36 protein-coding genes, 1 tRNA gene, 1 rRNA gene and 1 pseudogene are annotated in these 26,247 nt (G+C 40.2%); 15 read left to right on the top strand and 24 right to left on the bottom strand.

What is annotated here, in order from left to right:
• Positions 1-93 (bottom strand): 16S ribosomal RNA (locus tag HNR43_RS11415); the annotation flags it as partial.
• A gap of 195 nt (positions 94-288) precedes the next feature.
• Complete coding sequence (locus HNR43_RS11410; protein ID WP_183243998.1) at positions 289-1,164, bottom strand: DMT family transporter; 876 nt, start codon at positions 1,162-1,164, stop codon at positions 289-291.
• Between the two features lie 43 nt (positions 1,165-1,207).
• On the opposite strand from HNR43_RS11410, the gene HNR43_RS11405 reads away from it, so the two are divergent.
• From HNR43_RS11405 to HNR43_RS11395, 3 genes are all read left to right on the top strand, one after another.
• Positions 1,208-1,885, top strand: coding sequence for an MgtC/SapB family protein (locus tag HNR43_RS11405; protein WP_183243996.1), 678 nt, complete (start codon positions 1,208-1,210; stop codon positions 1,883-1,885).
• A gap of 114 nt (positions 1,886-1,999) precedes the next feature.
• Complete coding sequence (locus HNR43_RS11400) at positions 2,000-2,215, top strand: HD domain-containing protein (protein ID WP_246346313.1); 216 nt, start codon at positions 2,000-2,002, stop codon at positions 2,213-2,215.
• Between the two features lie 94 nt (positions 2,216-2,309).
• A tRNA-Ala gene (locus HNR43_RS11395) sits at positions 2,310-2,382 on the top strand.
• Between the two features lie 30 nt (positions 2,383-2,412).
• Here HNR43_RS11395 and HNR43_RS11390 read toward each other — a convergent pair.
• Entirely contained in the window at positions 2,413-2,592 is a 180-nt protein-coding gene (locus HNR43_RS11390; protein WP_183243994.1) for a small, acid-soluble spore protein, H family, read from the bottom strand.
• 102 nt (positions 2,593-2,694) lie between these two features.
• On the opposite strand from HNR43_RS11390, the gene HNR43_RS11385 reads away from it, so the two are divergent.
• Complete coding sequence (locus HNR43_RS11385; protein WP_183243992.1) at positions 2,695-3,663, top strand: potassium channel family protein; 969 nt, start codon at positions 2,695-2,697, stop codon at positions 3,661-3,663.
• On the opposite strand, the gene HNR43_RS11380 is transcribed toward HNR43_RS11385, so the two are convergent.
• The 3 genes from HNR43_RS11380 to HNR43_RS11370 form a co-directional block, all read right to left on the bottom strand.
• A complete protein-coding gene (locus HNR43_RS11380; protein ID WP_183243991.1) occupies positions 3,655-4,059 on the bottom strand; it encodes a YugN-like family protein in 405 nt (134 codons plus the stop codon). The genes HNR43_RS11385 and HNR43_RS11380 overlap by 9 nt on opposite strands.
• A gap of 73 nt (positions 4,060-4,132) precedes the next feature.
• Positions 4,133-5,482 carry a glucose-6-phosphate isomerase gene (locus tag HNR43_RS11375; protein WP_183243989.1) on the bottom strand — a complete coding sequence of 450 codons (1,350 nt, stop codon included), beginning with the start codon at positions 5,480-5,482 and terminating at the stop codon, positions 4,133-4,135.
• A gap of 110 nt (positions 5,483-5,592) precedes the next feature.
• On the bottom strand, positions 5,593-6,753 hold the full coding sequence (locus tag HNR43_RS11370) for an iron-containing alcohol dehydrogenase (RefSeq protein ID WP_183243987.1): 1,161 nt from the start codon (positions 6,751-6,753) through the stop codon (positions 5,593-5,595).
• A 129-nt stretch (positions 6,754-6,882) separates the two neighbouring features.
• On the opposite strand from HNR43_RS11370, the gene HNR43_RS11365 reads away from it, so the two are divergent.
• Entirely contained in the window at positions 6,883-7,116 is a 234-nt protein-coding gene (locus tag HNR43_RS11365) for a DUF378 domain-containing protein (RefSeq protein ID WP_004892293.1), read from the top strand.
• Between the two features lie 9 nt (positions 7,117-7,125).
• On the opposite strand, the gene HNR43_RS11360 is transcribed toward HNR43_RS11365, so the two are convergent.
• Positions 7,126-7,506: a CvfD/Ygs/GSP13 family RNA-binding post-transcriptional regulator gene (locus tag HNR43_RS11360; protein WP_221248289.1), complete on the bottom strand. Its 381-nt coding sequence runs from the start codon at positions 7,504-7,506 to the stop codon at positions 7,126-7,128.
• A 94-nt stretch (positions 7,507-7,600) separates the two neighbouring features.
• Here HNR43_RS11360 and HNR43_RS11355 point away from each other — a divergent pair, with 94 nt between their 5' ends.
• Positions 7,601-7,966: a helix-turn-helix domain-containing protein gene (locus HNR43_RS11355; RefSeq protein WP_183243983.1), complete on the top strand. Its 366-nt coding sequence runs from the start codon at positions 7,601-7,603 to the stop codon at positions 7,964-7,966.
• 16 nt (positions 7,967-7,982) lie between these two features.
• Here HNR43_RS11355 and HNR43_RS11350 read toward each other — a convergent pair whose 3' ends face one another.
• The 4 genes from HNR43_RS11350 to HNR43_RS11335 all read right to left on the bottom strand — a co-directional run bounded on the left by HNR43_RS11350 (position 7,983) and on the right by HNR43_RS11335 (position 10,504).
• On the bottom strand, positions 7,983-9,149 hold the full coding sequence (locus HNR43_RS11350; RefSeq protein WP_183243981.1) for an aminotransferase: 1,167 nt from the start codon (positions 9,147-9,149) through the stop codon (positions 7,983-7,985).
• Entirely contained in the window at positions 9,149-9,649 is a 501-nt protein-coding gene (locus tag HNR43_RS11345; RefSeq protein WP_035047600.1) for an Lrp/AsnC family transcriptional regulator, read from the bottom strand. The genes HNR43_RS11350 and HNR43_RS11345 overlap by 1 nt, the downstream gene beginning before the upstream one ends.
• A 91-nt stretch (positions 9,650-9,740) precedes the next feature.
• Positions 9,741-10,253 (bottom strand): superoxide dismutase family protein, encoded by a 513-nt coding sequence (locus HNR43_RS11340; RefSeq protein WP_183243979.1) that lies wholly within the window; start codon positions 10,251-10,253, stop codon positions 9,741-9,743.
• 53 nt (positions 10,254-10,306) lie between these two features.
• A complete protein-coding gene (locus tag HNR43_RS11335; protein ID WP_032101096.1) occupies positions 10,307-10,504 on the bottom strand; it encodes a hypothetical protein in 198 nt (65 codons plus the stop codon).
• Positions 10,505-10,617: 113 nt separating this feature from the next.
• On the opposite strand from HNR43_RS11335, the gene HNR43_RS11330 reads away from it, so the two are divergent.
• The 3 genes from HNR43_RS11330 to HNR43_RS11320 all read left to right on the top strand — a co-directional run bounded on the left by HNR43_RS11330 (position 10,618) and on the right by HNR43_RS11320 (position 12,752).
• Entirely contained in the window at positions 10,618-11,046 is a 429-nt protein-coding gene (locus HNR43_RS11330) for a hypothetical protein (RefSeq protein WP_183243977.1), read from the top strand.
• A gap of 34 nt (positions 11,047-11,080) precedes the next feature.
• A complete protein-coding gene (locus HNR43_RS11325; protein WP_221248294.1) occupies positions 11,081-12,394 on the top strand; it encodes an ArsB/NhaD family transporter in 1,314 nt (437 codons plus the stop codon).
• Between the two features lie 61 nt (positions 12,395-12,455).
• A complete protein-coding gene (locus HNR43_RS11320) occupies positions 12,456-12,752 on the top strand; it encodes a YuzC family spore coat inner layer protein (protein ID WP_183243973.1) in 297 nt (98 codons plus the stop codon).
• Here the strand turns inward: HNR43_RS11320 and HNR43_RS11315 are convergent.
• Positions 12,740-12,889, bottom strand: coding sequence for a hypothetical protein (locus tag HNR43_RS11315; RefSeq protein ID WP_003398754.1), 150 nt, complete (start codon positions 12,887-12,889; stop codon positions 12,740-12,742). The two genes, HNR43_RS11320 and HNR43_RS11315, sit on opposite strands and share 13 nt — an antisense overlap.
• 111 nt (positions 12,890-13,000) lie before the next feature.
• On the opposite strand from HNR43_RS11315, the gene HNR43_RS11310 reads away from it, so the two are divergent.
• Positions 13,001-13,585 carry a biotin transporter BioY gene (locus tag HNR43_RS11310; RefSeq protein ID WP_183243971.1) on the top strand — a complete coding sequence of 195 codons (585 nt, stop codon included), beginning with the start codon at positions 13,001-13,003 and terminating at the stop codon, positions 13,583-13,585.
• 17 nt (positions 13,586-13,602) lie between these two features.
• Here the strand turns inward: HNR43_RS11310 and HNR43_RS11305 are convergent, their stop codons facing one another.
• The 4 genes from HNR43_RS11305 to HNR43_RS11290 all read right to left on the bottom strand — a co-directional run bounded on the left by HNR43_RS11305 (position 13,603) and on the right by HNR43_RS11290 (position 16,234).
• A complete protein-coding gene (locus tag HNR43_RS11305) occupies positions 13,603-14,304 on the bottom strand; it encodes a 3D domain-containing protein (RefSeq protein WP_183243969.1) in 702 nt (233 codons plus the stop codon).
• 100 nt (positions 14,305-14,404) lie between these two features.
• Positions 14,405-14,728: a YuiB family protein gene (locus tag HNR43_RS11300; RefSeq protein WP_183243967.1), complete on the bottom strand. Its 324-nt coding sequence runs from the start codon at positions 14,726-14,728 to the stop codon at positions 14,405-14,407.
• A gap of 57 nt (positions 14,729-14,785) precedes the next feature.
• Positions 14,786-14,914 (bottom strand): YuiA family protein, encoded by a 129-nt coding sequence (locus tag HNR43_RS11295; RefSeq protein ID WP_183243966.1) that lies wholly within the window; start codon positions 14,912-14,914, stop codon positions 14,786-14,788.
• A gap of 93 nt (positions 14,915-15,007) precedes the next feature.
• Positions 15,008-16,234: an FAD-dependent oxidoreductase gene (locus HNR43_RS11290; RefSeq protein ID WP_183243964.1), complete on the bottom strand. Its 1,227-nt coding sequence runs from the start codon at positions 16,232-16,234 to the stop codon at positions 15,008-15,010.
• Positions 16,235-16,527: 293 nt separating this feature from the next.
• On the opposite strand from HNR43_RS11290, the gene HNR43_RS11285 reads away from it, so the two are divergent.
• Entirely contained in the window at positions 16,528-17,523 is a 996-nt protein-coding gene (locus HNR43_RS11285) for an FAD-dependent oxidoreductase (RefSeq protein ID WP_183243962.1), read from the top strand.
• Positions 17,524-17,550: 27 nt separating this feature from the next.
• Here HNR43_RS11285 and HNR43_RS11280 read toward each other — a convergent pair whose 3' ends face one another.
• Both HNR43_RS11280 and dapF read right to left on the bottom strand, forming a co-directional pair.
• Positions 17,551-17,913: a HesB/IscA family protein gene (locus tag HNR43_RS11280; RefSeq protein WP_183243960.1), complete on the bottom strand. Its 363-nt coding sequence runs from the start codon at positions 17,911-17,913 to the stop codon at positions 17,551-17,553.
• 16 nt (positions 17,914-17,929) lie between these two features.
• Entirely contained in the window at positions 17,930-18,784 is an 855-nt protein-coding gene (gene dapF / locus HNR43_RS11275) for a diaminopimelate epimerase (protein WP_183243958.1), read from the bottom strand.
• Positions 18,785-18,930: 146 nt separating this feature from the next.
• Here dapF and HNR43_RS11270 point away from each other — a divergent pair, with 146 nt between their 5' ends.
• Positions 18,931-19,614: a DUF2225 domain-containing protein gene (locus HNR43_RS11270; RefSeq protein WP_183243956.1), complete on the top strand. Its 684-nt coding sequence runs from the start codon at positions 18,931-18,933 to the stop codon at positions 19,612-19,614.
• Positions 19,615-19,619: 5 nt separating this feature from the next.
• Here the strand turns inward: HNR43_RS11270 and HNR43_RS11265 are convergent, their stop codons facing one another.
• Entirely contained in the window at positions 19,620-19,859 is a 240-nt protein-coding gene (locus HNR43_RS11265; protein WP_035048476.1) for a YuzB family protein, read from the bottom strand.
• 166 nt (positions 19,860-20,025) lie between these two features.
• Between HNR43_RS11265 and HNR43_RS11260 the strand changes: the two genes are divergently transcribed.
• On the top strand, positions 20,026-21,093 hold the full coding sequence (locus tag HNR43_RS11260; protein ID WP_183243954.1) for an NAD(P)/FAD-dependent oxidoreductase: 1,068 nt from the start codon (positions 20,026-20,028) through the stop codon (positions 21,091-21,093).
• A 37-nt stretch (positions 21,094-21,130) separates the two neighbouring features.
• Here the strand turns inward: HNR43_RS11260 and HNR43_RS11255 are convergent, their stop codons facing one another.
• Positions 21,131-21,436, bottom strand: a complete 306-nt coding sequence (locus tag HNR43_RS11255; RefSeq protein ID WP_183243950.1) for a YuzD family protein — start codon at positions 21,434-21,436, stop codon at positions 21,131-21,133.
• 94 nt (positions 21,437-21,530) lie between these two features.
• On the opposite strand from HNR43_RS11255, the gene HNR43_RS11250 reads away from it, so the two are divergent.
• Entirely contained in the window at positions 21,531-21,767 is a 237-nt protein-coding gene (locus HNR43_RS11250) for a NifU family protein (protein ID WP_003398276.1), read from the top strand.
• A gap of 37 nt (positions 21,768-21,804) precedes the next feature.
• Here the strand turns inward: HNR43_RS11250 and thrB are convergent, their stop codons facing one another.
• On the bottom strand, positions 21,805-22,689 hold the full coding sequence (thrB, locus tag HNR43_RS11245) for a homoserine kinase (RefSeq protein ID WP_484477014.1): 885 nt from the start codon (positions 22,687-22,689) through the stop codon (positions 21,805-21,807).
• Between thrB and HNR43_RS14380 the strand changes: the two are divergent.
• Positions 22,671-22,721, top strand: a pseudogene (locus tag HNR43_RS14380) (hypothetical protein); the annotation flags it as partial. The gene thrB and the pseudogene HNR43_RS14380 overlap by 19 nt on opposite strands.
• On the opposite strand, the gene thrC reads toward HNR43_RS14380, so the two are convergent.
• The 3 genes from thrC to HNR43_RS11230 all read right to left on the bottom strand — a co-directional run bounded on the left by thrC (position 22,716) and on the right by HNR43_RS11230 (position 26,201).
• Positions 22,716-23,774, bottom strand: a complete 1,059-nt coding sequence (thrC, locus tag HNR43_RS11240; protein WP_183243946.1) for a threonine synthase — start codon at positions 23,772-23,774, stop codon at positions 22,716-22,718. The pseudogene HNR43_RS14380 and the gene thrC sit on opposite strands and share 6 nt — an antisense overlap.
• Entirely contained in the window at positions 23,774-25,075 is a 1,302-nt protein-coding gene (locus HNR43_RS11235) for a homoserine dehydrogenase (RefSeq protein WP_183244005.1), read from the bottom strand. The genes thrC and HNR43_RS11235 overlap by 1 nt, the downstream gene beginning before the upstream one ends.
• 154 nt (positions 25,076-25,229) lie before the next feature.
• Positions 25,230-26,201: a 2-hydroxyacid dehydrogenase gene (locus HNR43_RS11230; protein ID WP_183243939.1), complete on the bottom strand. Its 972-nt coding sequence runs from the start codon at positions 26,199-26,201 to the stop codon at positions 25,230-25,232.
• Between the last annotated feature and the right edge of the window lie 46 nt (positions 26,202-26,247).

Raw genomic sequence — 26,247 nt, 5'->3', positions numbered from 1 at the left:
ATCAAAAGCAAGCTTTTGATTCGTCCGCTCGACTTGCATGTATTAGGCACGCCGCCAGCGTTCGTCCTGAGCCAGGATCAAACTCTCCATAGAAAAGTTATCCTTAGCTTCTTTACGCTTTTCGCTTCGTTCAGTTTTCAAGGAACATCTTGTCGTTTTTTGCGACTTTTTTAATTTAACATATCGTTTTTTTTGTGTCAAGAATCTATTTTTATATTTTTTATTATCGCATCATAACAGCGACGTTTTAAAATATAGCACGTTCTTCTTTAAAATGCAACTACTTTTTTAAATTCTTTTTACATGTTTCCCGAACATATACGCTCCTATTCCAACAATGATAAAAAACGATCCGATTGCTTGTGATAAATAAACGTTCTCGTCTAACCATATATAAGCTAATACAATTGCTCCAATAGGTTCGAATAAAATAGCCATCGATACCATCGCAGCATTTACCCATTTCATCGCCCAATTAAAAAGAGAATGGCCCAACAATGTCGGGATTACGGCTAACAAAATAAAATAACTCCAGTCATCCACATCATATGAAAAAAATGAATACCGAAATAATGTCACATATCCACTTAATACAATAGAAGCAATACCATAGACGATGTACGTATACGTAATTAAAGAAAATTGCTTTCGTAAATGTTGACCAACTAGCCAATAACCTGTTACCATAGCACATGCAATTAATGCAAGCACATCACCATACAGTGCTTCACCACTTACCCGAAAATCCCCCCAACTAATAATGACACTACCTAAAATCGCAAGCAACGCACTAATCCATTCACTTGTTGTTATATTTTCTTTAAAGAAGAAAAAACCTCCTATGAAAGCAAATATTGGTTGTAATGTAACTAAAACGACAGAGCTTGCGACGGATGTGTAACGAAGCGATTCAAACCAAAGAATAAAATGAAACGCAAGCAATGTTCCAGACAATACTGCAAAAGCCCAATCTTTTTTATTCATCTGTTTCGTTTCTCGTATATGTTTTACAATAAACAACGGAGTCATTAAAACAACTGCGAAAAAGAGGCGATAAAATGCAATAACAGCTGACGGAGCATCTGTAAATTTGACAAAAATTGCTGAAGTGGAAATAGAAAGTGCTCCAATAATTAGTGCTATATATGCCTTCATGTTCGTCATCCTTTCGAATATACTTAATTACGGAGAAAAGGAGGAATGTCTTATGGACGCCCATGTACTTATGAAACTCGGAATCTCTGCTGTTCTCGGGCTCGTTATCGGTCTAGAACGAGAATTAAAACGAAAACCAGTTGGCCTTAAAACTTGTCTCGTTATTTCAATTGTAAGTTGTTTGTTAACAATCGTTTCAATTGAATCAGCATACACATTTCCAAAAAGCGACCATATAAATATGGATCCACTTCGCCTCGCTGCTCAAATTGTATCAGGTATCGGCTTTCTCGGTGCGGGTGTTATTCTTCGCCGCGGAAACGATAGCATTTCTGGTTTAACAACTGCCGCACTCATTTGGGGAGCTGCAGGTGTCGGGATCGCTGTGGGAGCAAACTTTTATATCGAGGCGATATTGTGCGTCATCTTCCTTATCGCTAGCGTCGAACTTATTCCGCTTATAACAACTGTTTTCGGTCCGAAACAACTAAGAGAAAAAGAACTTTCCGTTAAACTTACCGTACTAGATGCAACAAAAATTTCTGAAGTCATCGATACGATTAAACAAAAAAATATTCGTATTAAAACTGTGCGTATAAAAGATTTAGATAACGGAAATCACTTTGTTGAATTAAAAGTATCTGTCGATCAAAAACGTGCAACAACAGATGTATACGAGTTTATTCATCAAATTCCTTCTGTTCGTGGCGTCGATATCGAAAATATTTAACTTGAAAATGATTCTCATTTATACACTATTATATATAACGAAAATTCCCTTAAAAACTAAAAAATAGAGAAATACATGTCCTCTATTATAAAAAACATGGAGCTTTGCTTTCTTATGCGTCAACTCTCAGCCAAGGACGAGCTCACTTTTCTCCATTCATATCGCGTGACAAAAATCGCTTTATCTTTCGCTTCGTTTTTAAAATTAGCCGATGAAGAAACACGTGAGCTTCAATTTGGAGCACTCATTCACGATATCGGCAAATTGCACATTCCTGCTCATATTTTAATAAAAAAGGGAATTTATCAGAAGAAGAATTTGCTGAAATAAAAAACATCTGCTATTTGGTACACATATATTACAACATTATCATGTTTCACCCGAGATTGACGAAAAAACAAAATGTTTTTACAATAAAAGAGAAGGGGCATTAGCTCAGTTGGGAGAGCGTCGTGCTGGCAGCGCGAAGGTCACCGGTTCGAGCCCGGTATGCTCCATAAAAAAACCCTTGCGATGCAAGGGTTTTTTTACTCCTCTGTTAATTCTTCCACCGGAACGATGTGACGTTCATAGTCTCGGCCACGCATATGTATGGTCGCTGTTCGGTTGGCTTCATCGTACCCATCAATCCAAACCGATTGTCCATGGTAACAAACACGAATATCATCTGGGGAAGAAACAATTTGTTTTACACGATTCATATCCACTCACCATCCCTCCTTTCGTTTATATCGTTTGTTTTTATGGAGAAAAATATGTAAGAAATCGCCCCATCTCGTCTACAATGATAAAAACAGGAGGGAAAACAAATGAGATGGCATGAACTTTTAGCTTCATATTGGCGACTTTCTCCACTTGCACGCATCATATTTACAATCACAACAATCATTTGTTTGTTCGGGATCATCATTCATATCGTTGAACCAAAAACATTTTTAACAGTGTTTGACGGCATATGGTGGGCATTAATTACAACAACAACGATCGGCTACGGTGATTTCGTCCCGAAAACAATGAGCGGCAAACTCGTTGCGATTACTCTCATCTTGCTTGGTACCGCCTTTGTCTCAGCCTACTTTGTAACGCTATCTACAAAAGCACTTTCAAAAGAAAATGCCTTATCTGCCGGGGAATTACCGTATACAAAAGACGGACACGTCATTTTAGTTGGCTGGAACGAGCGCATTCGTCAGCTACTTGCACTCATGCCTACTAACATGCCATGTCTCGTCATCGATGAGACACTAAAACGTTGGGATGTACCAAAACATATTCATTTCATTAAAGGAAATCCGACTCATGACGATATATGGGAAAAAGCGAATGTGTCTAAAGCTCACGCTGTGATTATTACCGCTAATCAACATAAAAATGAAATTGAGGCTGATTTGGCATCTATCGTCACCCTTTTGACAGTTAGAGCGCTCCATCCATCCGTATATACTGTTGTAGAAATACTGACGGCTCCGCAAGTTGATAACGCCAAACGTGCTGGGGCAAATGAAATTATTGAAACAAACAAATGGATCAGCTTTTTAATGGCAAATTGTCTTTCATCTCCAAGTGTGTTAAACGATATTGAGGAATTCAAAAAACATCCGATGAAACGTTTAACTGTGCGCGATGAATGGATCGGTATGTCTTTTGCAGCGATACTTAACGAATTAAAAAAAGAAGACGTATTACTTATCGGTATTGCAAACGATCAATACGTCTCAATTAATCCTCCATCGCATACGATCATTCAATCGACAGACAAACTTATTGTACTAGCGTAGTAACCGCTCCTCTAAATCTTTTACGAGCGTTTTTGCCATAGCTACATATTGATCAGGTACCGTTGCATCGGGGTCTTCTGGCTCAGAAAATTGATTAAATGATGCGTTTATATTCCCAATATGCACATTGTCATCTAATCCACGTTGATATTTATGACATAAGACGTATGGTCGCTTCAGTTCAACCGTCGCCCCATAAGAATCGAGCTGTCCATCTATCGCAATAAATGGAATTCGTAAAAACTGGTATCCAACATCATCCGCCATTTTGTAATCAAATGAACCGTGGTCATAATCCCAATTGCCACCGATCACATAGCCGAGAGGTTTTAGTTCCTGTTCTAACACATTTAATAAAAATGTTTTTCCTTCTAATTTAGATGGAATTTCAATCATCTTGATCACTCCTCCTCTTGCTTATTATGTCCAAAAAAAGAGCTTCCCTGCACCCAGGAAAGCTCTTTTTGGATTATTTCAAGCGTTTTTCAAGTTCTGCCTTTTTCTCTTCATATCCCGGTTTACCGAGGAGGGCGAACATGTTCACTTTGTACGCTTCAACACCCGGTTGGTCAAACGGATTAACTCCAAGTAAATATCCGCTCATGGCGCACGCTTTTTCAAAGAAATAAACAAGATAACCGAACGTATATTCATCTAACCGCGGTAGTGTGACAACTAAGTTTGGTACGCCCCCGTCTGTATGCGCCAACAATGTACCTTCAAACGCTTTTGTGTTGACGAAGTCGACTGTTTTTCCTGCTAAATAATTTAAGCCGTCTAAATCGTTGTCTTCTGCCTCAATCGTTAACTCATGACGCGGCGTTTCCACTTTTAGCACCGTTTCAAACAAGTCGCGACGTCCTTCTTGAACGTATTGACCTAATGAATGGAGATCTGTTGAAAAGTTTGCTGAAGCTGGGAAAATACCTTTTTGATCTTTTCCTTCGCTCTCACCAAACAATTGCTTCCACCATTCTGCAAAATATTGTAATGCTGGTTCGTAGTTAATGAGCATTTCAATTGTTTTTCCTTTGTTGTATAGCACGTTACGCACTGCAGCATATTGATAAGCGATATTTTCTTCTAACTCCGATGTACTGAAATCTTCGCGTGCTTGTGCCGCACCTTTCATCATCGCTTCAATGTCCGCTCCGCTCACGGCAATCGGCAATAAACCGACCGCTGTTAAAACGGAGTAGCGTCCACCGACATCATCTGGAATTACAAATGTTTCGTATCCTTCTTCTGTCGCTAACGTTTTCAACGCTCCGCGCGCACGGTCTGTTGTCGCGTAAATGCGTTTACGCGCTTCTTCTTTTCCGTATTTTTCTTCAAGAAGCTTACGGAAAATGCGAAAGGCAATCGCAGGTTCTGTCGTCGTTCCTGATTTTGAAATGACATTGATCGAAAAATCTTTTCCCTCAAGTAAATCCATCACATCGCGCATATATGTAGAACTAATGTTGTTACCAACAAAAATAATTTGCGGTGTTTTTCGTTTTTCGCTCGGGAGTGCGTTGTAAAAAGAATGTTGCAACATTTCAATTGCCGCCCGAGCGCCAAGATAAGAGCCACCGATGCCGATGACTAACAATACATCAGAGTCTTCTTGAATTTTTTTTGCTGCTTGTTGAATGCGAGCAAATTCTTCTTTGTCATATGCAACAGGAAGATCAATCCATCCCAAAAAGTCATTTCCTTGTCCTGTTTTTTCATGAAGCGCATGATGTGCTACTTTTACTGCATCACGCAAATACGTTAGTTCATGTTCACCAAAAAAAGACAACGCTTTCGAGTAGTCAAACTGAATATGCGTCATGTACGTTTCCTCCTCAATGATTGTATCCTCTTTCACTTTAGCGAAATAAACATCGAGAATCAAGTTCACGAGAACAATGTAAACGGATTCATTATGACATTTTTCGCACTTTATAACGAAGCTTGTAAAATCGCCATGACATCGTGATGGTGCAACTTTTTGAAATTGCCAAACGGCCCGAATGCCATTGCTTTTTCAGCTATGAGTGGCAATGACTCCTCGCCAATATCATAATCGGCTAATCGACTTGGAGCACCTAAGCTATTCCAAAACGCACGAAGCTTTTCAATTCCTTCTAGCGCAATTTCACGATCTCCTTTTCCTTCTGGATACACGTTAAACACACGAACAGCTAGTTGCTTAAACCGTTCAACATGTTCATCAAGCACATGTTTCATCCAATTCGGGAATAAAATAGCTAGTCCACCCGCATGTGGGATATCATGCACCGCTGATACAGCATGCTCAATATTGTGCGTTGCCCAATCGCCACGTAGTCCCATACGCAAAATCCCATTTAAAGCCATCGTTCCACAATATAAAGTCGTTTCACGATGATCTACATTTTGCAAGTCTTCGATGAGCTTTGGTGCTGTTTCAATGACCGTTCGTAAAATTGCTTCACACATTCGATCCTGTAACGGCGTATTTGGCGCATGATGAAAATATTGTTCTAATACATGTGACATAATGTCAACAATTCCATACACTGTATGATCTTTCGGAACAGTTGTTGTATATATAGGATCTAAAATTGAAAACTGTGGAAAAACAGCTGGGCTACTCCAACCGTATTTTTCTTTCGTGTCCCAATTGGTAATAACAGAATTTGCATTCATTTCTGAACCTGTCGCAGCTAACGTTAATACCGTCCCGAGTGGGAGAGCCTGTTGAACCGCTGTCTTTCGCGAAATAAAATCCCAGGCGTCCCCATCGTATAAAGCTCCTGCGGCAATCGCTTTGGCACAATCAATGACACTTCCGCCACCAACCGCTAAAATAAAATCGACGTTTTCTTTACGACATATGTCAATACCTTTTCGCACAGTAGATAAACGTGGGTTTGGCTCAACCCCTCCTAACTCCGACCAAGACTTGTTCAATGAACGCAAAATGGATACGACATCGTCATATACTCCGTTTTTCTTAATACTTCCCCCACCGTATACAATTAAAATGTGTTCATACGCAGGGAGTTCTTTCTTCAATTGCTCAATTTGTCCTCTACCGAAAATTAATTTCGTTGGATTATGAAAAACGAAATTTTCCATGTTTATCCCTCCTTCCTTTCATTATTTCCAAAAGAAACAAATAAGTAAAGAAAATTGTATTTTTTATGTATACTTCTCTAACAATGATTCATTCTATAAATGAATACGATGTTTTAAAGGAGGATGAACATGAGTACGTTACAAAGAATCGCACTATTGCTTACTGTTATTGGAGCGCTAAACTGGGGGCTCATTGGCTTTTTCCGCTTCGATCTTGTGGCAGCTATTTTCGGTGGTCAAGCATCGGCTTTCGCTCGCATTGTTTATGCTCTCGTTGGCATCGCAGGGCTCATTAATCTCGTACTTCTGTTTAAACCGACGGAAGAGCTCGGACGTACAGAGCCAAAAATGTCACGAACATAAACGAACAACTCACCGATCGCTCGGTGAGTTGTATTTTTTCTTTGCTTCCGCAATCCATTTTTCAAGTTGGATTTTTAACGGTTGAAATCCTAAAGGGGTCTCGATATGTGTTATGTCATGATCGACATCCCGTAACGATAAGCTAATTCGCTTTGTTTTTTCATCAATGGCGATAATTTTTACCCGAACAGACTCCCCTATATTTACGTAATCATAAATATTTTTTACATACCCATCAGTAATTTCTGAAATATGAATAAGCCCTTGTGTTCGTTCATCAAGCGATACAAATATACCGTATGGCTGTATTCCTGTGACAATGCCAGTAACGACCGCACCCTCTTTCCAATTCAAATGAAACACTCCTCGTTTTTTGAAAAATTGTAACATAATTCGCTTAAAAAGTGTTAATTTTGTAGGTGAGTATAAGTTAGAACATGGTATGATAAACATGTAAACGAATTTCGGAGAGGTGGGAGAATGAATGAGCACAATTGGTGAAAATATTCGCATGTACCGAGAACAGCGAAATATGTCACAACAAGAATTGGCGATGAAAGTTCGTGTGGGGGTAGCAACAATTCAAAAATATGAGTCAGGTGAGCAAATTCCTGACACACCAACGATTTTAAAACTTTGTACTGCCCTCGATGTTCCTGCATCAGAATTGTTAGAACGGGCAGATTTGTCCAATTCGTCTAGTCTCGACCCAGAAATTGAATACTTAATTAAAGAAATTGGCATTAAGCGTGCAAAGCTTATTTTACGAAAAGCAAAAGAATTTAGCGAAGAAGATTTTTTGCGCGTCATGCAAATGTTATATGAACTCAAATACAACAAAGAAAGCTGACGATCGTCAGCTTTCTTTACAGTCTTTCAAGAAATCGTCTCATGCGCCGAATCGCCTCCTGTAATTGCTCGAGTGATGATGCATATGAACAGCGAATATATCCTTCTCCACTTGCTCCAAACACATAACCAGGAACAACAGCAACTTTTTCCTCTAATAATAAACGCTCCGCAAACTGCTCTGATGTCATTCCTGTTGACTCAATGGAAGGAAAAGCATAAAATGCTCCCCCTGGCATATGACAAGAAAGACCAATTTCATTTAATGATTGAACAAAAAAGTTGCGCCGTTGTCGGTAACTTTTTTTCATTTCTTCGACATCCCCTGCTCCGTTTCGCAACGCTTCAATGGCTGCATATTGAGCCATCGTTGGAGCACACATCATTGTATATTGATGAATTTTTAACATCGCCATCGCTAAATCTTTCGGTGCCGCAATAAAACCTAGTCGCCATCCTGTCATCGCAAATCCTTTTGAAAATCCATTAATTAAAATTGTCCGTTCTCGCATGTGAGCAATGGCAGGAAAGCTTGTGTATTGTTCGTCGTAACATAACTCCGCATAAATCTCATCTGAAATAACAAGCAAATCATGTTTTGCTACGATGCGCGCGATTTGCACCAGTTCTTCCCTATTCAATACCGTTCCTGTCGGGTTGTTTGGAGAACAAATAATTAATGCTTTCGTTTTCGGCGTCACGACTTGTTCAATTTGCTCGGCTTGCAATTTGAATTGATGCTTTCCACTCGTTTGAATCGGAATTGGGACACCTCCGGCTAACGAAACGAGCGGTGCGTACGAAACAAAGCTCGGCTCAACAACAATGACTTCATCGCCCGGATTCAAAATAGCTCTAAGAGAAACATCTAGCGCTTGACTTGCTCCGACTGTCACAATAATTTCATTTGCTGGGTCGTACTGCACTTCGAAACGACACGCTAAATAATCGCTAATTTCTTTTCGTAATTCCCATAAACCTGCGTTTGCTGTATAGGATGTATATCCTTGTTCTAGTGATAAGATACAAGCTTCTCGCACACTCCAAGGGGTGATAAAATCTGGCTCACCAACCCCTAGTGAAATAACCCCTTTCATACTTGCCGCTAAATCAAAAAAGCGTCGAATACCTGATGGTTGTAAACGCGACACGGTATCAGATACGTACGTTTTCGTCTTTTGCATCATGGAGCCACCACGATTCTTCGATCTTGGTCACCTTGTTCAAATACGGTGCCATCATGTTTATATTTCTTTAAAATAAAGTGCGTTGTCGTTGAAATAACGGAGTCAAGCGTTGATAATTTTTCAGAAACAAAATGGGCGATTTCAGACATGGAACGTCCTTCAATGACAACAGACAAATCATATGCACCCGACATTAAATAGACCGATTTGACCTCTGGAAAGCGATAAATACGTTCTGCTACTTCATCGAATCCGACACCTCGCTTCGGTGTTACTTTCACATCAATCATAGCCGTCACACCTTCATGCCCATCGACTTTTCGCCAGTCAACGATCGTTGCATATTGCACAATGACCTTTGCTTCTTCGAGCTTTTTTATAATATGCTCCACTTCCGAAACAGAAAGGGAAACCATTTTCGCCATTGTATCGATCGGTAATCGTGCGTTTTTTTCTAACAGTTCAACAATTTCAATTTCTTTTTCAGTTAGTTTCATGTAAATCCCCCCTGCCATAAATTTTCACATAATTTAGAAAAAAATGCACGCATTTTTTCAAAAAAAAGAAGCAAGACGACATCGCCTGCTGCTACCGTTTTTTTATGACACCGCATGCGATTCGCTTGCCTGCATTTCCTGCTGGCTGAGACATCCCATCATCTTTCCCTTCATGGATCACAATGGATGTTCCTTCTTTTGTAAATAGACCATTTTTTTCTTCCGATAAATTGACATTTGGAGCTATCAATTGTACTTTGACCGTTCCATCTTCTTTCACGATCAAATTCGGTAAATCACCCGCGTGCGCCCCTTCTGGATGAAGAAGACCATGTTCTTTTCCTTCTGGATTAAAATGTTCCCCCGCTGATTTAAATTCAGGCGGTTCGCATGTTCCTTTGTCATGAATATGCATCGCATGCTCCCCTGGTGGAAGTCCTTTTAAATCAATGTCTAATTTTACTCCTTGAGGTTGTTGAGACATTTTAATCGTTCCAAGGGAGTCGCCGTCTTCATTAATCATATTGATATTGACGTTTTTTACTTTTTGTTCCATACAACCACTTATAAGTAATAAAACGACACAAACAATGATTTGGCGCACAATAAGCCCTCCAACTACATATTTACCACTTATTATGCCCCTTCTGTGTTCATTTAATCGTCTACTTGTTGTTTTTTCAACTGTTCTTCTAATTGTTTTGCTTTTTCCTCTTGACGCTTTGAAATTTTTATAATCAATCTCATCGTCAACACCGCAGCGATAAAAAATGCTGTAAATGAAATCGCCGCAGGAATGTATTCTGTTTTATCTTCCGGAAAGTATAGGAACAATCCAAATATGATGTTAGCCATACGATCAACCTTTCCATATATCATCTCACTCATTATATCATAAAGACAATTGTATCACTTTGCAAAAAGGAATATAATTGGATTCGTAAACAAAAAAGGGGAGGCGTATTCGTTTGAAAAACGTCGTAATCCACAAAGTTATTACATTTGTATTCACGGAGGCACAATTGAGGGGGTATTGGAACGAACAGAAACAAAAAATTCCATTTGAATCTTTAACAAATGATCAGTTGATGGCATTAGCCGAAGACATGTTAGCAAACTCTTCTCATAGCCAGCTCGAACAACATATTTTAGATCACGGTTGGCGTGTAAAAGAAGAGACAGAAGGACAAGTGCTTGCAGAAGATGACTCACGTGAACATATGCATGTGGAAGTGATCGATACAACGAAACAAGGGTCGCCATCAACGAAATTGTTTATCGATCGTTTATCGCAAATCGAATGTTCACAATGCGGATTTTCTTTTTATGTTCGCAATGTAAACGCTGACACAGCACATTTAAAATGTCCAAGCTGCCTTCAACTACTAAAAAACTGAAAGAAGAAAGGAATGACAGATCGTGCATGAGGCAATGACTCATGAAGTAAACAACTTCCAATATTATGCGGCCATTGCAATCTTTTTGATTACATACGCCATCATTATTTCAGAAAAAGTGAATCGAGCTGTGATTGCTTTATTAGGTGCCGCTTTTATGATCATTTTCGGCATCGTCGATTTACATCAAGCGTACACGCATCATATCGAGTGGGGAACGATTACGCTTTTAATCGGAATGATGATTCTTGTTAGCATTACGAGTAAGTCAGGCTTTTTCCAATATGTTGCGGTTAAAGCTGCAAAAATGGCGAAAGGGAGCCCAATTAACATTTTAATCATTTTATCATTGCTAACAGCTGTTCTTTCTGCCTTTCTCGACAATGTCACAACGGTTTTATTAATCGTCCCGGTTACTTTTTCTATTACACGTATGTTAGAAGTAGATCCTGTTCCATTTTTAATTTCTGAAGTGCTTTTCTCAAATATTGGTGGTACAGCAACATTAATTGGAGATCCACCAAACATTATGATTGGCTCTGCCAATAAACATTTAACATTTAACGACTTTTTATTTAATTTAGGTCCTGTTGTTTTGATTATTATGCTTGTCATTGTCGCTATTTTGTACGTTTTTTATCGCAAGCGTCTCCAAGCGAATACTGCGCTTATCGAACGGCTTATGAAAATCGATGAAAAACAATATATTAAAGACGCGGTTTTATTGAAAAAATCTGTGTCCGTTCTTGGATTAACGATTTTAGGTTTTACGCTTCATTCAGTCATTCACGTTGACGCAGCAGTCATCGCGATGACGGGAGCAGTCATTTTAATGTTAATCGGCGTTAAAGAACATGATTTAGAGGAAGTATTCGCTTCTGTTGAGTGGACAACCATTTTCTTCTTCGCCGGATTGTTTACGCTCGTCGGTGGTCTCGTCGATATTGGACTGATTAAAAGTTTGGCAGAGAAAGCTTTGGAAGTCACAGGGGGCGATATTCACTTCGCATCTTACTTAATTCTTTGGGTATCTGGAATCGCCTCTGCAACGATCGACAATATCCCATTCGTTGCAACGATGATCCCGCTCATTCAAGATATGGCTGTTGGTATGGGGCTATCTCCGGATTCAGCACAAATTGATGTACTATGGTGGTCATTAGCGCTTGGCGCTTGCTTAGGTGGAAACGGAACGCTAATTGGGGCGTCTGCTAACGTGATCGTTGCAGGTATCGCTTCACGTGAAGGGCATGGGTTTAGCTACTTCGATTTTCTAAAAATCGGAGCACCACTTACGCTCATTTCTTTACTCATTTCACATGCTTACATTTTCATTCGTTACTTATAAAACGCTCGCCTTTGAGCGTTTTTTTCTTTTTATCATATACTGCTTGCAAGGAGGGAAAAAGATGTATCCAAATGTTGATATTACGCAATTTACACAATCAGCAAAAGCGATACAAAAGCTATTTAAAGATGCGACTGCTATTTCTGAAAAAATTGCAAACGATCCTGTTTTTGCGAGACAACTAATGGAGAAAGCGCAACAATCGAAAAAAGAAGACGTACAAAAACAACTTCAATCTATTGGCATTGAATCAGAAATAAAAATTTCTTTTAATCCAAATACAATTCATATTACCCTTTCTCCGAAAAAAGGCGAGTCGCCTTGTTGCCAACTCACCTTTTTTCTTTACTGGCGATAATTCGGTGCCGCCATTTGTTTTTCACCGATGTGGGCTGCATCGCGCAAATCATAGCCATCATCTGTTTCACTGACATGAATGATATCTTCTTTTGCTCCTAATCGATTTGCGCGAAGCAATTGTTCTTCTTCTCTCATTGATATCCCCTCCATATTGTTATGTTGCACAAGGAAACGCCACTTATGTGTTGACATTTTTTGTTTTATCGTATACCATTTCGTTAACAGATTAAAAAAGGAGGTTAACAAATGCGCGCGAAAGATTTAACATTTATCGCCATGTTTGCATCGCTAATGGCGATCGGGGCAAACATTACATCATGGGCTCCTTTTCTAGTTATCGGAGGCGTTCCAATCACGTTACAAACATTTTTTTGCGTATTGGCGGGTGCTATTCTCGGAGCAAAACGTGGAGCGATGGCCATGACCGTCTACACGTTGATTGGGTTATTCGGTGCACCTGTTTTTGCACGTTTTAGCGGAGGATTTTCAATGGTGACAGCCCCAACATTTGGCTTTATTCTTTCTTTTATTCTTGCCGCATATGTAACTGGTTTACTTATTGAAAAAAGCACAAATCGCTCGATCGCACGTTTTATTACCGCAACAATCGTCGGAATGATCATTAACTACGTGGTCGGCACAAATTGGATGTATATGGCATTTAAATTATGGGCTGAAGCACCTGAAGGTTTCTCGTATACAATGGCATGGAGCTGGATGCTCGTTCCTCTTCCAAAGGATATCATCTTATCAATCGTCGCTGGCGTCATTGCACCACGTATTTATCGAGCATTAAACGAACAACAAACATATAACAAATATGTTGCTTAAAGAAAAAGGAAGTTCGGTTACAGCCCGACTTCCTTTTTCTTTATATATTGTTGTCGAAACACTTGCATCGATTCATTTTCATTTAGTGCCATCATCTCTTGCTCCGATAATTTTCCGTCTCCACGTTTAACGACATACACGTTTACTCTTTTCTTTCCCCAATGTTTATACACATCCTCTACCGTTTCGTAATACAGATCGATTTTATGGCCTTTAATTGCCGAACCCGTATCTGCAACGACACCATATCCGTATCCTGGAATAAATAAAATCGTTCCAATAGGGAAAACATCCAAATCTGCAGCGATCGTCGAATACAAATCACGTTTCACACGCACACCCGAATATGTAATGCCATAACTCGGGTGATCGGGCGTTTTTCCCGTTGATTCCACTCCTGCTGTATATCCTGTCGCTACAACTGTAACAGACGGATATTGTGACCAATCAAATGCTTCTTCTAACGTCAACGATTCGTTCGTTGTTTGTCGTGACGATAGTTGTGTCACTTGCTTTTCATGTTTGCGAAAGCGATCGGTGACGTATTCATACGTATCTAATGAAAATAATGATTTAAACGAGAAAAAGGAAAAACGTGAAGGTGAAAACCAATCAGATAACATCTTCGCTTCAACGCCCGATATCGATTGAAATGTCGTCATGAACGCACACAAAAACAATACAACCATGGTCGTTCGTCTTAACCATTTTATACCCATTTATTCACTCCTCCCACGGTTGTATTTCTTTCCAACATTCAAAAAAAATATACATCAACCGCGAGGAAAATAAAAAAACCTCCACAATTTTTGTGAAGGCTTAAAACATCCGGTATCCTTTTTTTCGTAACGTCTGAATAACAACACCTGAAACAATGGCACCAACAATACCGCTACTTAAAATTATTAAATCCGCACTCGCTAACGATCCAATGCGCTCTTTCACATGCGCAAAGGAAGCAGATGGATTTGTCACGTAGTCCATTACAGAAATTTGATCGATCCACAATAATAAAACAAATGGGCTTAATAAGGCCATCGTCCATGTCGTCCGCAAAATCATATTTAATAAAAAGCCAATACCGAAAAATAAAACGAAAAACAATAAAATAGAAATGAATAAAACAGGAATGCTCATCTCCATACGTTTTCACCTCCAATACACCATTTTAAGTGTACTGAAAGCGAAAACATGAGTCAATTATTGCTTTATCGCCAATTCATCTTTTTCTAATCCCGTCCCCTCGCAATAGTGACACGTTTCCGAGCCACCAACTGCAACATGAACATAACCGTTCCCCGAACAATATTGACATGTTGTTTTATTCATAACCTTCTCCTCCTTTTCTTAATTTTCTGATAATTATACATAAAGATAAATGATTTGTAAAGAAAAAACGAGCGAAACGTCACTTCGCTCGTTTTATAGTAGTTTAAATTTTCCTTTTTTCGCAACGAGTGTTGGACCACCAATTAAGTAAAGGGCACGGTTGTCAATCACTTTTTTCATGACGCTTGCTTTTGCACCCCAAATTTTCTTACCGAATACGACACCAATCGCATCATCGTGACCAAGCGAACATACTGTTCCTTTTAAGTCTGGTTTAAACGGTTGTAGTTCACCTTGACCACGAATTAATACAGCTAAGTTTTTCGCACAAACTTCCCCTTGTTGCATCGCAATTTGGGCAGTTGGCGGGTATGGACGGTTCGTTTCTTCGTTAATAATTAACGCACAGTCCCCGACAACAAATACATCTTCATGTCCTGGGGCACGCAAGAACGGATCGACTTTAACACGACCGCGCATCGCTTCAAACCCCGATTCGTCAATGACACGACTTCCACGTACTCCAGCTGCCCATACAACCGTTCCAGCCTTAATTTCTTCAACTTGGTCATCTTTGCTAACGATAATGCCTTCAGGTGTACATTCTTTAATTGCTGTGCCGATTTTAAACTCAACACCTTTTTTCTCAAGCACATTTACCGCATATTCAACAAGCTCTGGATCAAAGCCAGGGAGAACGGTTGGAGCCGCTTCTACGCAAATGATGCGCACTTTATTCGGATCGACATCATACTCACGGCAAAGTTCTGGGACGCGGTTTACAAGCTCACCTAAAAATTCGATACCTGTAAACCCTGCACCACCAACGACAATCGTCAAACGCTCATCACGTTTTTCTTCTTCCGTGCTATATGTCGCAAACTGATACTCAATATGCTCGCGAATTTGGCGAGCAGCATTGACGTTGGCAATTGAAAAAGCATACTCTTTTAGTCCTTTAATGCCAAACGTTTCTGATTCAAATCCAAGCGCAACAACTAAATAATCATACGTTAATGGTTCATGATTTTGAAGCAGCACTTGTTTCTCTTCAAGGTTGATTTTTTCAACCGTATCTTGAATGAATTTTACTTTGCTTTGGTCGATGACGTCAGCAATCGCATAGCGAACGCGTTCATGGTGCAACGTTCCTGCTGCTGCCTCATGCAACCATGTTGATTCATAGTGATAATCATGTTTGTTGACGAGCGTAATGCTTGCTTCATTGACGCCAATCATTTTTTGCAAACGCGTCACTGTCATTAATCCACCATAACCTGCACCTAGTACAACAACATTTGGCTTTTTCAAGCGAATCACTTCCACCTTTTCTTATTTTTTTTAGCATGTGCTTTTTGAACGATTTTTATCGTTTAGAAAGTTTGTGAATTTATTCACGAAATAGACCAAAAAAATACAACGTTTTGTAACAAAGTTGTCATTTCTACGTTAACATCTTATTCTTTTTTTCTCTCTTTTTCAAGAGTTATTTGTTCAATTTTTAGTCATAATTTTTGTGGAGTACATGTCGAAATTTTCAAAACAACAAAAGCGTTCCCACATTTTTTATGGTATGATAATACATGAAAATTTGCGTTTTAGGAGGAATGAACGTGAAAGAAGATCAAAAATTATACGATATTACCATTATCGGCGGTGGACCTGTCGGCTTGTTTACAGCGTTTTATGGTGGTATGCGTCAAGCGAGCGTCAAAATTATCGAAAGCCTTCCGCAACTTGGCGGGCAACTTTCCGCGCTTTACCCTGAAAAATACATATATGACGTAGCAGGTTTCCCAAAAATTCGTGCACAACAACTGATTGACAACTTGAAAGAACAAATGAGCAAATTTAACCCAACCATTTGCCTAGAACAATCTGTGGAAAAGTTAGAAAAACTAGAAGATGGGACGTTTAAGCTGACAACAAATAAAGAAATTCACTACTCCAAAGCAGTCATCATTACTGCTGGAAACGGTGCATTTCAGCCTCGGCGGTTAGAGCTCGAAAGCGCAGTACAGTACGAAGGGAAAAACTTACATTATTTCGTTGATGATTTAAATAAATTTGCGGGTCAAAATGTGCTTGTATGCGGCGGTGGTGACTCTGCAGTTGACTGGGCGCTTATGCTTGAACCAATTGCTAAAAAGGTAACAATCGTACATCGCCGCGATAAATTCCGTGCACATGAACATAGCGTTGAAAATTTAATGAACTCATCTGTTGATGTAAAAACACCGTTCGTTCCTGTAGAATTGATCGGAGATGAAAACGGTATCAAACAAGTCGTTTTAGAAGAAGTAAAAACGAAAACGCGTGAAACGATCGACGTTGATGCAGTCATTGTTAACTATGGCTTCATTTCTTCACTCGGTCCAATTAAAGAGTGGGGATTAGAAATCGAGAAAAACTCGATTAAAGTAAATTCTAAAATGGAAACAAATATTCCGGGAGTATATGCTGCAGGCGATATTTGCACATACGAAGGAAAAGTGAAGTTAATTGCTTGCGGATTTGGTGAAGCACCGACAGCAGTCAACAATGCGAAATCGTACATCGATCCAAACGCAAAAGTCCAACCACTCCATTCTACATCGATGTTTGAGTAAGAAAGAGGCCTCCTTACAGGGGGCCTTTTAACATTCTTCTGGCGTTCCAGCATGAGTCGCTGTACGGAACGATGAACCGCAACCGCATGAAGCAATAGCGTTCGGATTATGAATCGTGAATCCGCCCCCCATCGCTCCATCTTCATAATCAATCGTCGTTCCTTTTAGTACAAGCGCGCTCTCTTTATCGACTAATATACGCAAACCGTCTTTTTCAAACTCATGATCATCTTCACGTTTATGATGATCGAATCCCATCGCATAAGATAATCCGCTACATCCTCCCCCATAGACGCCGGCACGAAAATAAGCGTTTTCTTCTCCGCTTTCTTTCATCATCTGTTTCACTTGCTCCACCGCTTTTTCTGTTAACAAAACGATTTGTTCCATTCGACTTCACTCCTTTTTAATAATAGTATACACCTGTACAAATCGTTTCTGCAGCACCGCGCATCAACACATCTCCATTTTCTTTCCATGTAATGTACAAATCTCCACCAGCTAAATGAACAACTGTTTCTTCGTCTCGCTTCGTTTTTCCGTTTAATACGGATGCCACAACCGCTGCGCACGCCCCTGTTCCGCACGCTTGCGTTACACCAGACCCTCGCTCCCACACACGAAAATGAAGCTCACGTTCGCTCACCACTTCCACAAACTCTACATTAACTCCTTCTGGAAAACGCTCATCTTTTTCCACGACTGGCCCAAGCGTTGTAACAGGTGCCTGTTCGATATGATCAACATAAAACACAGCATGAGGATTTCCCATCGATACACCTGTCATGTAATACGTATGCCCTTCAAAGTCGACTGGTTCGCTAATGACAACATCATTCGCTTTTCCTATCATCGGTATTTCAGCGCGGGATAAACGGGGTTTTCCCATATTTACTTCTACACTATTGACCTTCCCATCTTCAACGAAAACACGAGCTTCAACAAGACCTGATAACGTTTCAATTAGAAACTGTTCCTCTTGAACGATTCCGTGTTCATATGCATATTTCGCTACACATCTCAACCCGTTACCACAATTCTTTCCTTCTGATCCATCGCTATTAAAAATACGCATTTTCACTGGAGCCACATCGGACGGACAAATTAAAATAAGCCCATCTGAACCAATCCCCGTATGCACATTTGATACACGTTTTGCAATATACGATAATTCCTCTTCTGCTAAACGCTCTTTGAACATATTTACATAAATATAACTATTTCCAAGACCATGCATTTTTGTAAACAAAAAACTTCTCATACTTCCCCTCCGCATACATCTTTAATAAAACTATACATCGTCATCATAACCGTGACAACTTTTTTACAAATACATAAAAAGTCACAGTCCATATAAGAAACATATAGTATAATGTTACTATCAAACAATATAAGGCAGGGAACATAATGGACATTTTATATGATCGTACCGTCACGTGTCTTGTTTGCAAACAAACATATACAACGAAAAAAGTTCGTTCACGTTTCATCCGCCCGATCCAACATGACACTGACTTTTGTTCATATTATGCAAGCGAGGAAGCGAATCCGCTTTTGTATTACGTCCATGTTTGTCCACACTGTGGATTTGCGGCAACAGAGGAATTTTCGACATATTTCCCACCACAAACATTGGAAACAATCCAACAAAATATTTGTGCCAATTGGCATGGGAAAAACTACGGTGGAGCTCGAACATTTGCTGAGGCGATTGATACATATAAACTCGGTATTTATTCAGCCACATTAAAAAAAGAAAAACATATTGCACTCGCTGGACTTTATATGCGTCTCGCATGGTTGTATCGTTCAAAACAACAAAATGAAGAAGAACAACGATTTATGCGATTAGCGCTCGAACAATACATCGCTTCTTATGAAGCAGACGATTTTGTTCACACGCATATGTCCGAAGTGCGCTTATTGTACTTAATCGGAGAGTTATATCGTAGACTAGGAAAAGAAAAACAAGCAATTATTTACTTTTCGCGCGTGATTGCTAGAAAAAAAGAGACGATTGAAAAAGGAATTGTCAATATGGCTTACGACCGTTGGCAAGAAATCCGTGAAGAAAAGAAGGGGGCACAATAGCCCCCCTAAAACATTGGATTTTCCTCAATATATGCATACACTCGTTCGACAAGTTGCTCCGCATCCTCTGCTGTAACAATATCCCCATTTACCATCGCAAACAACGTATTGGCGCACTTCCCGCAGTACCCTAAACACCCATATTCAACAATATCTAAATTTGGATCTTTCTCCAATTGCTCTAGTGCACGTTGGGACCCATTTGCTAAGTTACTTATACAAAATTCAACGATCGGTTTTAACAATATATTCACCTCAATCTTAATATTATAACACTTTTACGAAAAATGATGTAATATTAACATGTAAAAAACCACTTAATTATTCATGTTTCTCGAAAAAATGTTGTTATTTTGTCACAATTTCGTTATACTTTTAATGGTCGAATTTTATCAAAAGGGGAAAGCTTCCATGAGAAACCTCGTGCTACTTGGTGGCGGATACGGAAATATGCGCATCTTACTCCGCATCCTTCCGAATTTACCAGAACATATTCATATTACATTAATTGATCGCGTTCCATACCATTGCTTAAAAACAGAATATTACGCTTTAGCTGCTGGGACAATTAGCGACCAACATATTCGCGTCCCATTCCCAGAACACCCTCGTCTATCTTACGTGTTCGGTGAGGTCAAAAAAATTGATTTACATCATGAAGTTGTGCATCTTCAAGATGGGACATGCATTCCGTACGATGACTTAGTCATTGGACTAGGCTGCGAGGATAAATATCACGGTGTGCCCGGTGCAGACATCTTTACTTATAGCATTCAAACAATTGATAAAGCAAGAGAAACGTATCAAAAACTAAGCAATCTTCCTCCACATAGTATCGTTGGCGTTGTCGGAGCTGGATTAAGTGGTGTGGAATTGGCAAGTGAATTAGTTGAAAGCCGTCCAGACTTACACGTAAAACTATTTGATCGAGGCACACGTATTTTATCTATGTTTCCTGAACGGCTAAGTCATTATGTAGAACAATGGTTTCATTCACATGGCGTTGAACTCATTCGCCAATCCAATATTACAAAAGTCGAAGAACATACGTTGTATAACCATGATGAAGCAATCCACTGTGATGCGATTGTGTGGACTGCTGGCATCCAACCGAATCGTGTCGTTCGCGAACTGAATGTTGAAAAAGACAATCAAGGTCGCGTCGTGTTAACACCGCGACATCATATCCCGAATATAGAAAATGTATACGTCGTTGGGGATTGCGCGAGCTTACCGCATGCCCCGAGCGCTCAACTCGCTGAAGGTCAAGCAGAACAAATCGCTCAAGTGTTGCAAAAACGTTGGAAAGGTGAAGAACCACCGAGTGAATTTCCACCAATTAAATTAAAAGGCGTTTTAGGATCATTGGGCAAAAAGCATGGATTCGGTCTCGTTGCCGATCGTCCACTAACCGGTCGCGTCCCACGCCTTCTAAAATCAGGCGTTTTATGGATGTATAAATACCATAATGGATATTAATTCGATGCACCGTTTAAGTAAAATTAATGAGGGCGAGTTACTTCGCCCTTTTTTCAATCGCTTCATAAATGTTTTTTAATTTCGGATTTCCTTCGTCAACAATCTCGCCATCAATGACAACGACAGGATAAAATAAGTCTTCGTCAATTACCTTTTGTGCCCATTGACGTTTTTTGTCATCTTCTGGCGGGTGAAAAATATCAACATACACAAACTGAAATGAATGGTTCGGATATTTTCGTGAAACAGCAGCTTGAATCCATTCATACGTATCTTTTGATGACGGTGCACCGACACAAGAAGCACAAATCGTCTCTGCCCCGTACACACATATTTCAATCATATTTATTCTCTCCTCTGGGAAAAAGTTAAGTAACGTGAATAGATTTTTTTCATCATGATGATTATAATAAAATTAATGAAAGGAGTCGATGAAAATGGCAGATCAAGATATTAAACAACAAGTACAAGAAGTATTAGATAAACTTCGTCCATTTTTACTTCGCGATGGCGGAGATTGTGAGTTAGTCGATGTGGAAGATGGCGTTGTTAAACTTCGTCTTCTCGGTGCATGCGGTAGTTGCCCAAGCTCAACGATTACGTTAAAAGCCGGCATTGAGCGCGCATTGCTTGAAGAAGTTCCTGGCGTTGTTGAAGTGGAACAAGTGTTTTAATAGAAAAAGGGTGCCCAATCATTTTTGGACACCCTTTTTATTTTTCTAACGCCATTTTATATACACAACTTCCCTCCGTCTCTACTGACAACATGCGAACGTCGCACCTTGGACATGCCAGTTCTAACGCATGATATACTTCCTTTCCTCTCCCTTGTTCTACAAAACATAACACCGTCGGACCGGCACCACTTAGCGCAACGCCAAACGCCCCATTCCGCTTCGCTACTGCGCGCACATGTCGCAATTCAGGCACGAGACTTTCCCGATATGGTTGATGAAATACATCTGCATCCATCATTTCACCAACAAGCGACCAGTTGTGCGTTAACAATGCAGCTACGAGTACGTTACTAATAGCACTTGCCTCGACTGCTTGCTCGCGTGTAAATGCGCTTGGAAGAACGGTGCGAGACTTTTTCGTTTCCAATTCATACGCCGGAATGACAGCAACTAAATCAACTGGAATGGAAGGGATGTGCACAACATGTGTACGGTCTTTCAAATGACTCCCAATGACTACTCCCCCATATAAAGAAGCACCAACATTATCAGGATGACCTTCATATACGCTAGCTACGCGCATTTTTTCCTCTTGTGACAAATCAAGATGTCCTAGCTCATTTGCCAGCTCAATGGCCGCTATAATGGCAGCTGCACTACTACCTAACCCTCTCGTAAATGGGATATTACTTGATACAAACACGCGACACGGAGGTAGCACTACACCATACTGATGAGCTAGTTGATTCGCTACTTGATATATTAGATTACTTTCATCTGTTGGAATGCTTTTTACTTCACTTGTTTTCGGGATAAATTCCCACATTTCAGCACGAACAACTTCTAATGTTAAATGCAACGATACAGCCAATCCAATCGAATCAAAGCCAGGACCAAGGTTGGCTGTACTTCCTGGCACAACAATTTTTAACATCTCCCCATCATTCATTGAAGAACAGCTCCTTGAATGTGCGCAAACACCGCTTCTTCATCATTTGGCAAAACGATCGGTTGTATATTCGTTGCCTCCATCGCGACATTCGGATCTTTCAATCCATTTCCTGTAAGAACAGCAACAACACGGCTTCCTTTTGCAATTTCCCCTCTTTCTACTTGTTTCATCACACCGGCGACAGATGCGCACGAAGCAGGCTCTGCAAAAATTCCTTCTTCGCGTGCAAGTAAGCGATATGCATGTAAAATTTGTTCGTCTGTCACTTCATCGATTTTTCCGCCCGATTCGTTAGCGGCTTGAACAGCATATTCCCAACTAGCTGGGTTACCAATTCGAATCGCTGTCGCAATCGTTTCAGGGTTTTCGATCACTTCATTGCGCACAATCGCTGCTGCTCCTTCCGCTTCAAACCCGCGCATTTCCGGTAGCTTCGTCCCATGTTTTTCATGAAATTGCTTAAATCCTTTCCAATATGCTGTAATATTCCCTGCGTTTCCTACTGGGATCGCAAGAATATCAGGTGCTTGCCCTAGCTGCTCACAAATTTCAAATGCTGCTGTTTTTTGCCCTTCAATCCGATACGGATTAACAGAATTAACAAGTGTGACAGGCGCAATCTCGCTTAAACGGCGCACCATTTTTAACGCGTGATCAAAGTTCCCTTGAATCGCAACAATTTCTGCTCCATACATGACCGCTTGCGCCAACTTCCCAAGCGCAATTTTTCCATCAGGAATGACGATAATACAACGCATATTTGCGCGAGCAGCATATGCCGCTGCAGCAGCAGACGTGTTACCTGTTGAAGCGCAAATAATCGTATCGCTTCCTTCTTCCTTTGCCTTAGCGACAGCCATCACCATTCCGCGATCTTTAAATGATCCTGTTGGATTTGCTCCCTCTGTTTTGACGTATAACTCGACACCAAGTTTTTCAGACAAATGAATAAGCGGAATGAGTGGCGTGTTTCCTTCATTTAACGATAACATCGGCGTTTGATCGGTCACTGGCAAATAGTCACGATAATGATGTAACAATCCTCTCCACATTACAATGCACCTTCCCCTTCTACCCGATACGAACTTTTCACTTCTTCAACAACTTCTAAATCACGCAACTGCTGCAATACATCACGATAATCTTTTAAAGACGCTTGATGTGTAACGAGCACGATTTCAGCTAAGTCTTTTTGTTTTAAAGGAAGTTGTAAAATTTTTTCAAAACTCACTCCCCGTTCTGAAAAGAGCGATGTAATTTTCGCAAACGCTCCTACTTGATCTTTCACATGGATGCGTAAGAAATATTTAGAGTATATTTCGCTATCGTCTTTTAAACACTTGTCATATTGCGGAGTGACTGCACTTCTTCCGTTCACACCGAGGCGCATGTTTTTCATAACAGCAACTAAATCGGACACAACAGACGTTGCTGTCGGCAAACTTCCTGCTCCCGGACCGTAAAACATCGTCTCCCCGACCGCTTCACCATAAACGTAAACTGCATTATACTCGTCGTTTACAGACGCAAGTGGATGCGTTTCAGGTAGCAATGTTGGTTGCACGCTCACTTCTACTTTTTCGCCATCTCGATGAGCAATACCAATCAATTTCATCGTATAGCCAAGTCGTTTGCTGTAGTTTAAGTCTTCCTCTGTAATTCCTGTAATGCCTTTCACATACACATCTTGTAAATCGATATGCATCGAAAATCCGAGCCGAGCTAAAATTGCCATTTTCCGTGCCGCATCTAATCCTTCCACATCTGATGTCGGATCTGCCTCAGCATAGCCGAGCGCTTGCGCCTCCGCTAATACTTCTTCATATGGTCGGTTGAATTTGCTCATTTTTGTTAAAATGTAATTCGTCGTTCCGTTCACAATTCCCATCATTTTCGTGATGCGGTCAGAAGCCAATCCATCTACAAGACTACGTAAAATCGGAATACCTCCAGCTACGCTTGCTTCATAAAACAAATCGCAACCGTGTTCAGATGCAACCGAAAGCAACTCTGTTCCGTATAACGCCATTAAATCTTTATTCGCTGTAACGACATGCTTTCCATTTTTTAATGCTTGTAATATATATTGTCGCGTTTCTTCAACGCCTCCCATCACTTCAATAACAACATCAATGTCCGGATCGTTAATCACTTCCTCTACATATGTCGTTAATACTGCCTCTGGCAAAACGACATCTCGTTTTTTGCTACGATCACGAACTGCGATCTTTTTTATTTCAACAGGACAGCCAATTTGATGTATCAATTTATCTTGATGATTTTTAATAATTTTAACTACCCCACTGCCAACCGTTCCTAATCCTAACAATCCAACTGATACGCTTTTTACCATCTTCCCCACCTCTTGTTTTTCTGTAATGAACATTTGTTTTTGTATAGTAGACATTATAGAGGATCTCCATTTCTTTTACAATCCTTATTTTCATTATCGTACCATATGAAAACGTTTTATGTTTAAAAATTTTCTAAAAAAATAAAAAAAGAGCCTATTGGCTCTTTACAGGTGTATAAGGCTCCTTTCCTTCTAGCACGGCTATGACGTTTCGGCAACATAGTTGCATCATGGCATATCTCGTTTCTTTCGTCGCACTCCCGATATGTGGTAAAGCAACAACATTTGGCAATTGTAAAAGTGGATGATCCTCACGAATCGGCTCTTCGGCAAACACGTCCAATCCTGCTGCGGCAATCTGTTGATCGATTAACGCGTCATATAGCGCTTTTTCATCCACAACCGCCCCACGCCCTGCGTTAATAAAAATAGCTGATCGCTTCATTTTCATAAATGCTTCACGGTTAAACAATTGATACGTTTCGTTCGTTAACGGAGCTAAGCAGACGACAAAGTCTGCTTGTTCAAGCAACTCATCAAACGAACAATACGTCGCATCGAGCGCTCGTTCCGCTTCTATATTTCGTGAACGATTATAGTATAATACACGCATATGAAACCCTTTTGCCCGATGTGCAACGGCTTGCCCGATTTTTCCCATCCCGACAATCCCAATCGTTTTATGGTGGACATCCGTCCCTGCAAGTAAAAGCGGGCTCCAACTTTTCCATTTTCCTTCTTTTATAAACTCGGCTGCTTCAACCAATCTTCTTGCCGTTGCTAACAGAAGAGCAAATGTTAAATCCGCTGTTGTTTCTGTCAATACATCAGGCGTGTTACAAACAATCACCCCTCGTTTTGTCGCTGCCTCTATGTCAATATTGTCGTAACCGACAGCTACATTCGCAATAACACGAAGTTTCACACTTTGTTGCAATAACTCCTCATCAATGCGATCAGATAACATCGTAATTAATGCTTCCGCTCGGCTTGCTTCTTGAAGTAACACATCGCGCGGAACGACAAGATGTTCATGTGGCCACATGTTTACATCATATTTATCGTATAACGGAGCAACAATATCGTCTGGTAGTTTTCTTGTAATAAATACATACGGTCTCCTCATATTTTTGACCCCTTTCGCACATTGTCCTCCGTTTCATTGTAACATA

Origin of the sequence: Anoxybacillus mongoliensis, from assembly GCF_014201515.1 — a bacterium.
GTDB classification, from domain to species: Bacteria; Bacillota; Bacilli; order Bacillales; family Anoxybacillaceae; genus Anoxybacillus; species Anoxybacillus mongoliensis.
Note: the sequence above shows the minus strand (reverse complement) of the source record. Positions and strands in the feature narration are given on the sequence as shown.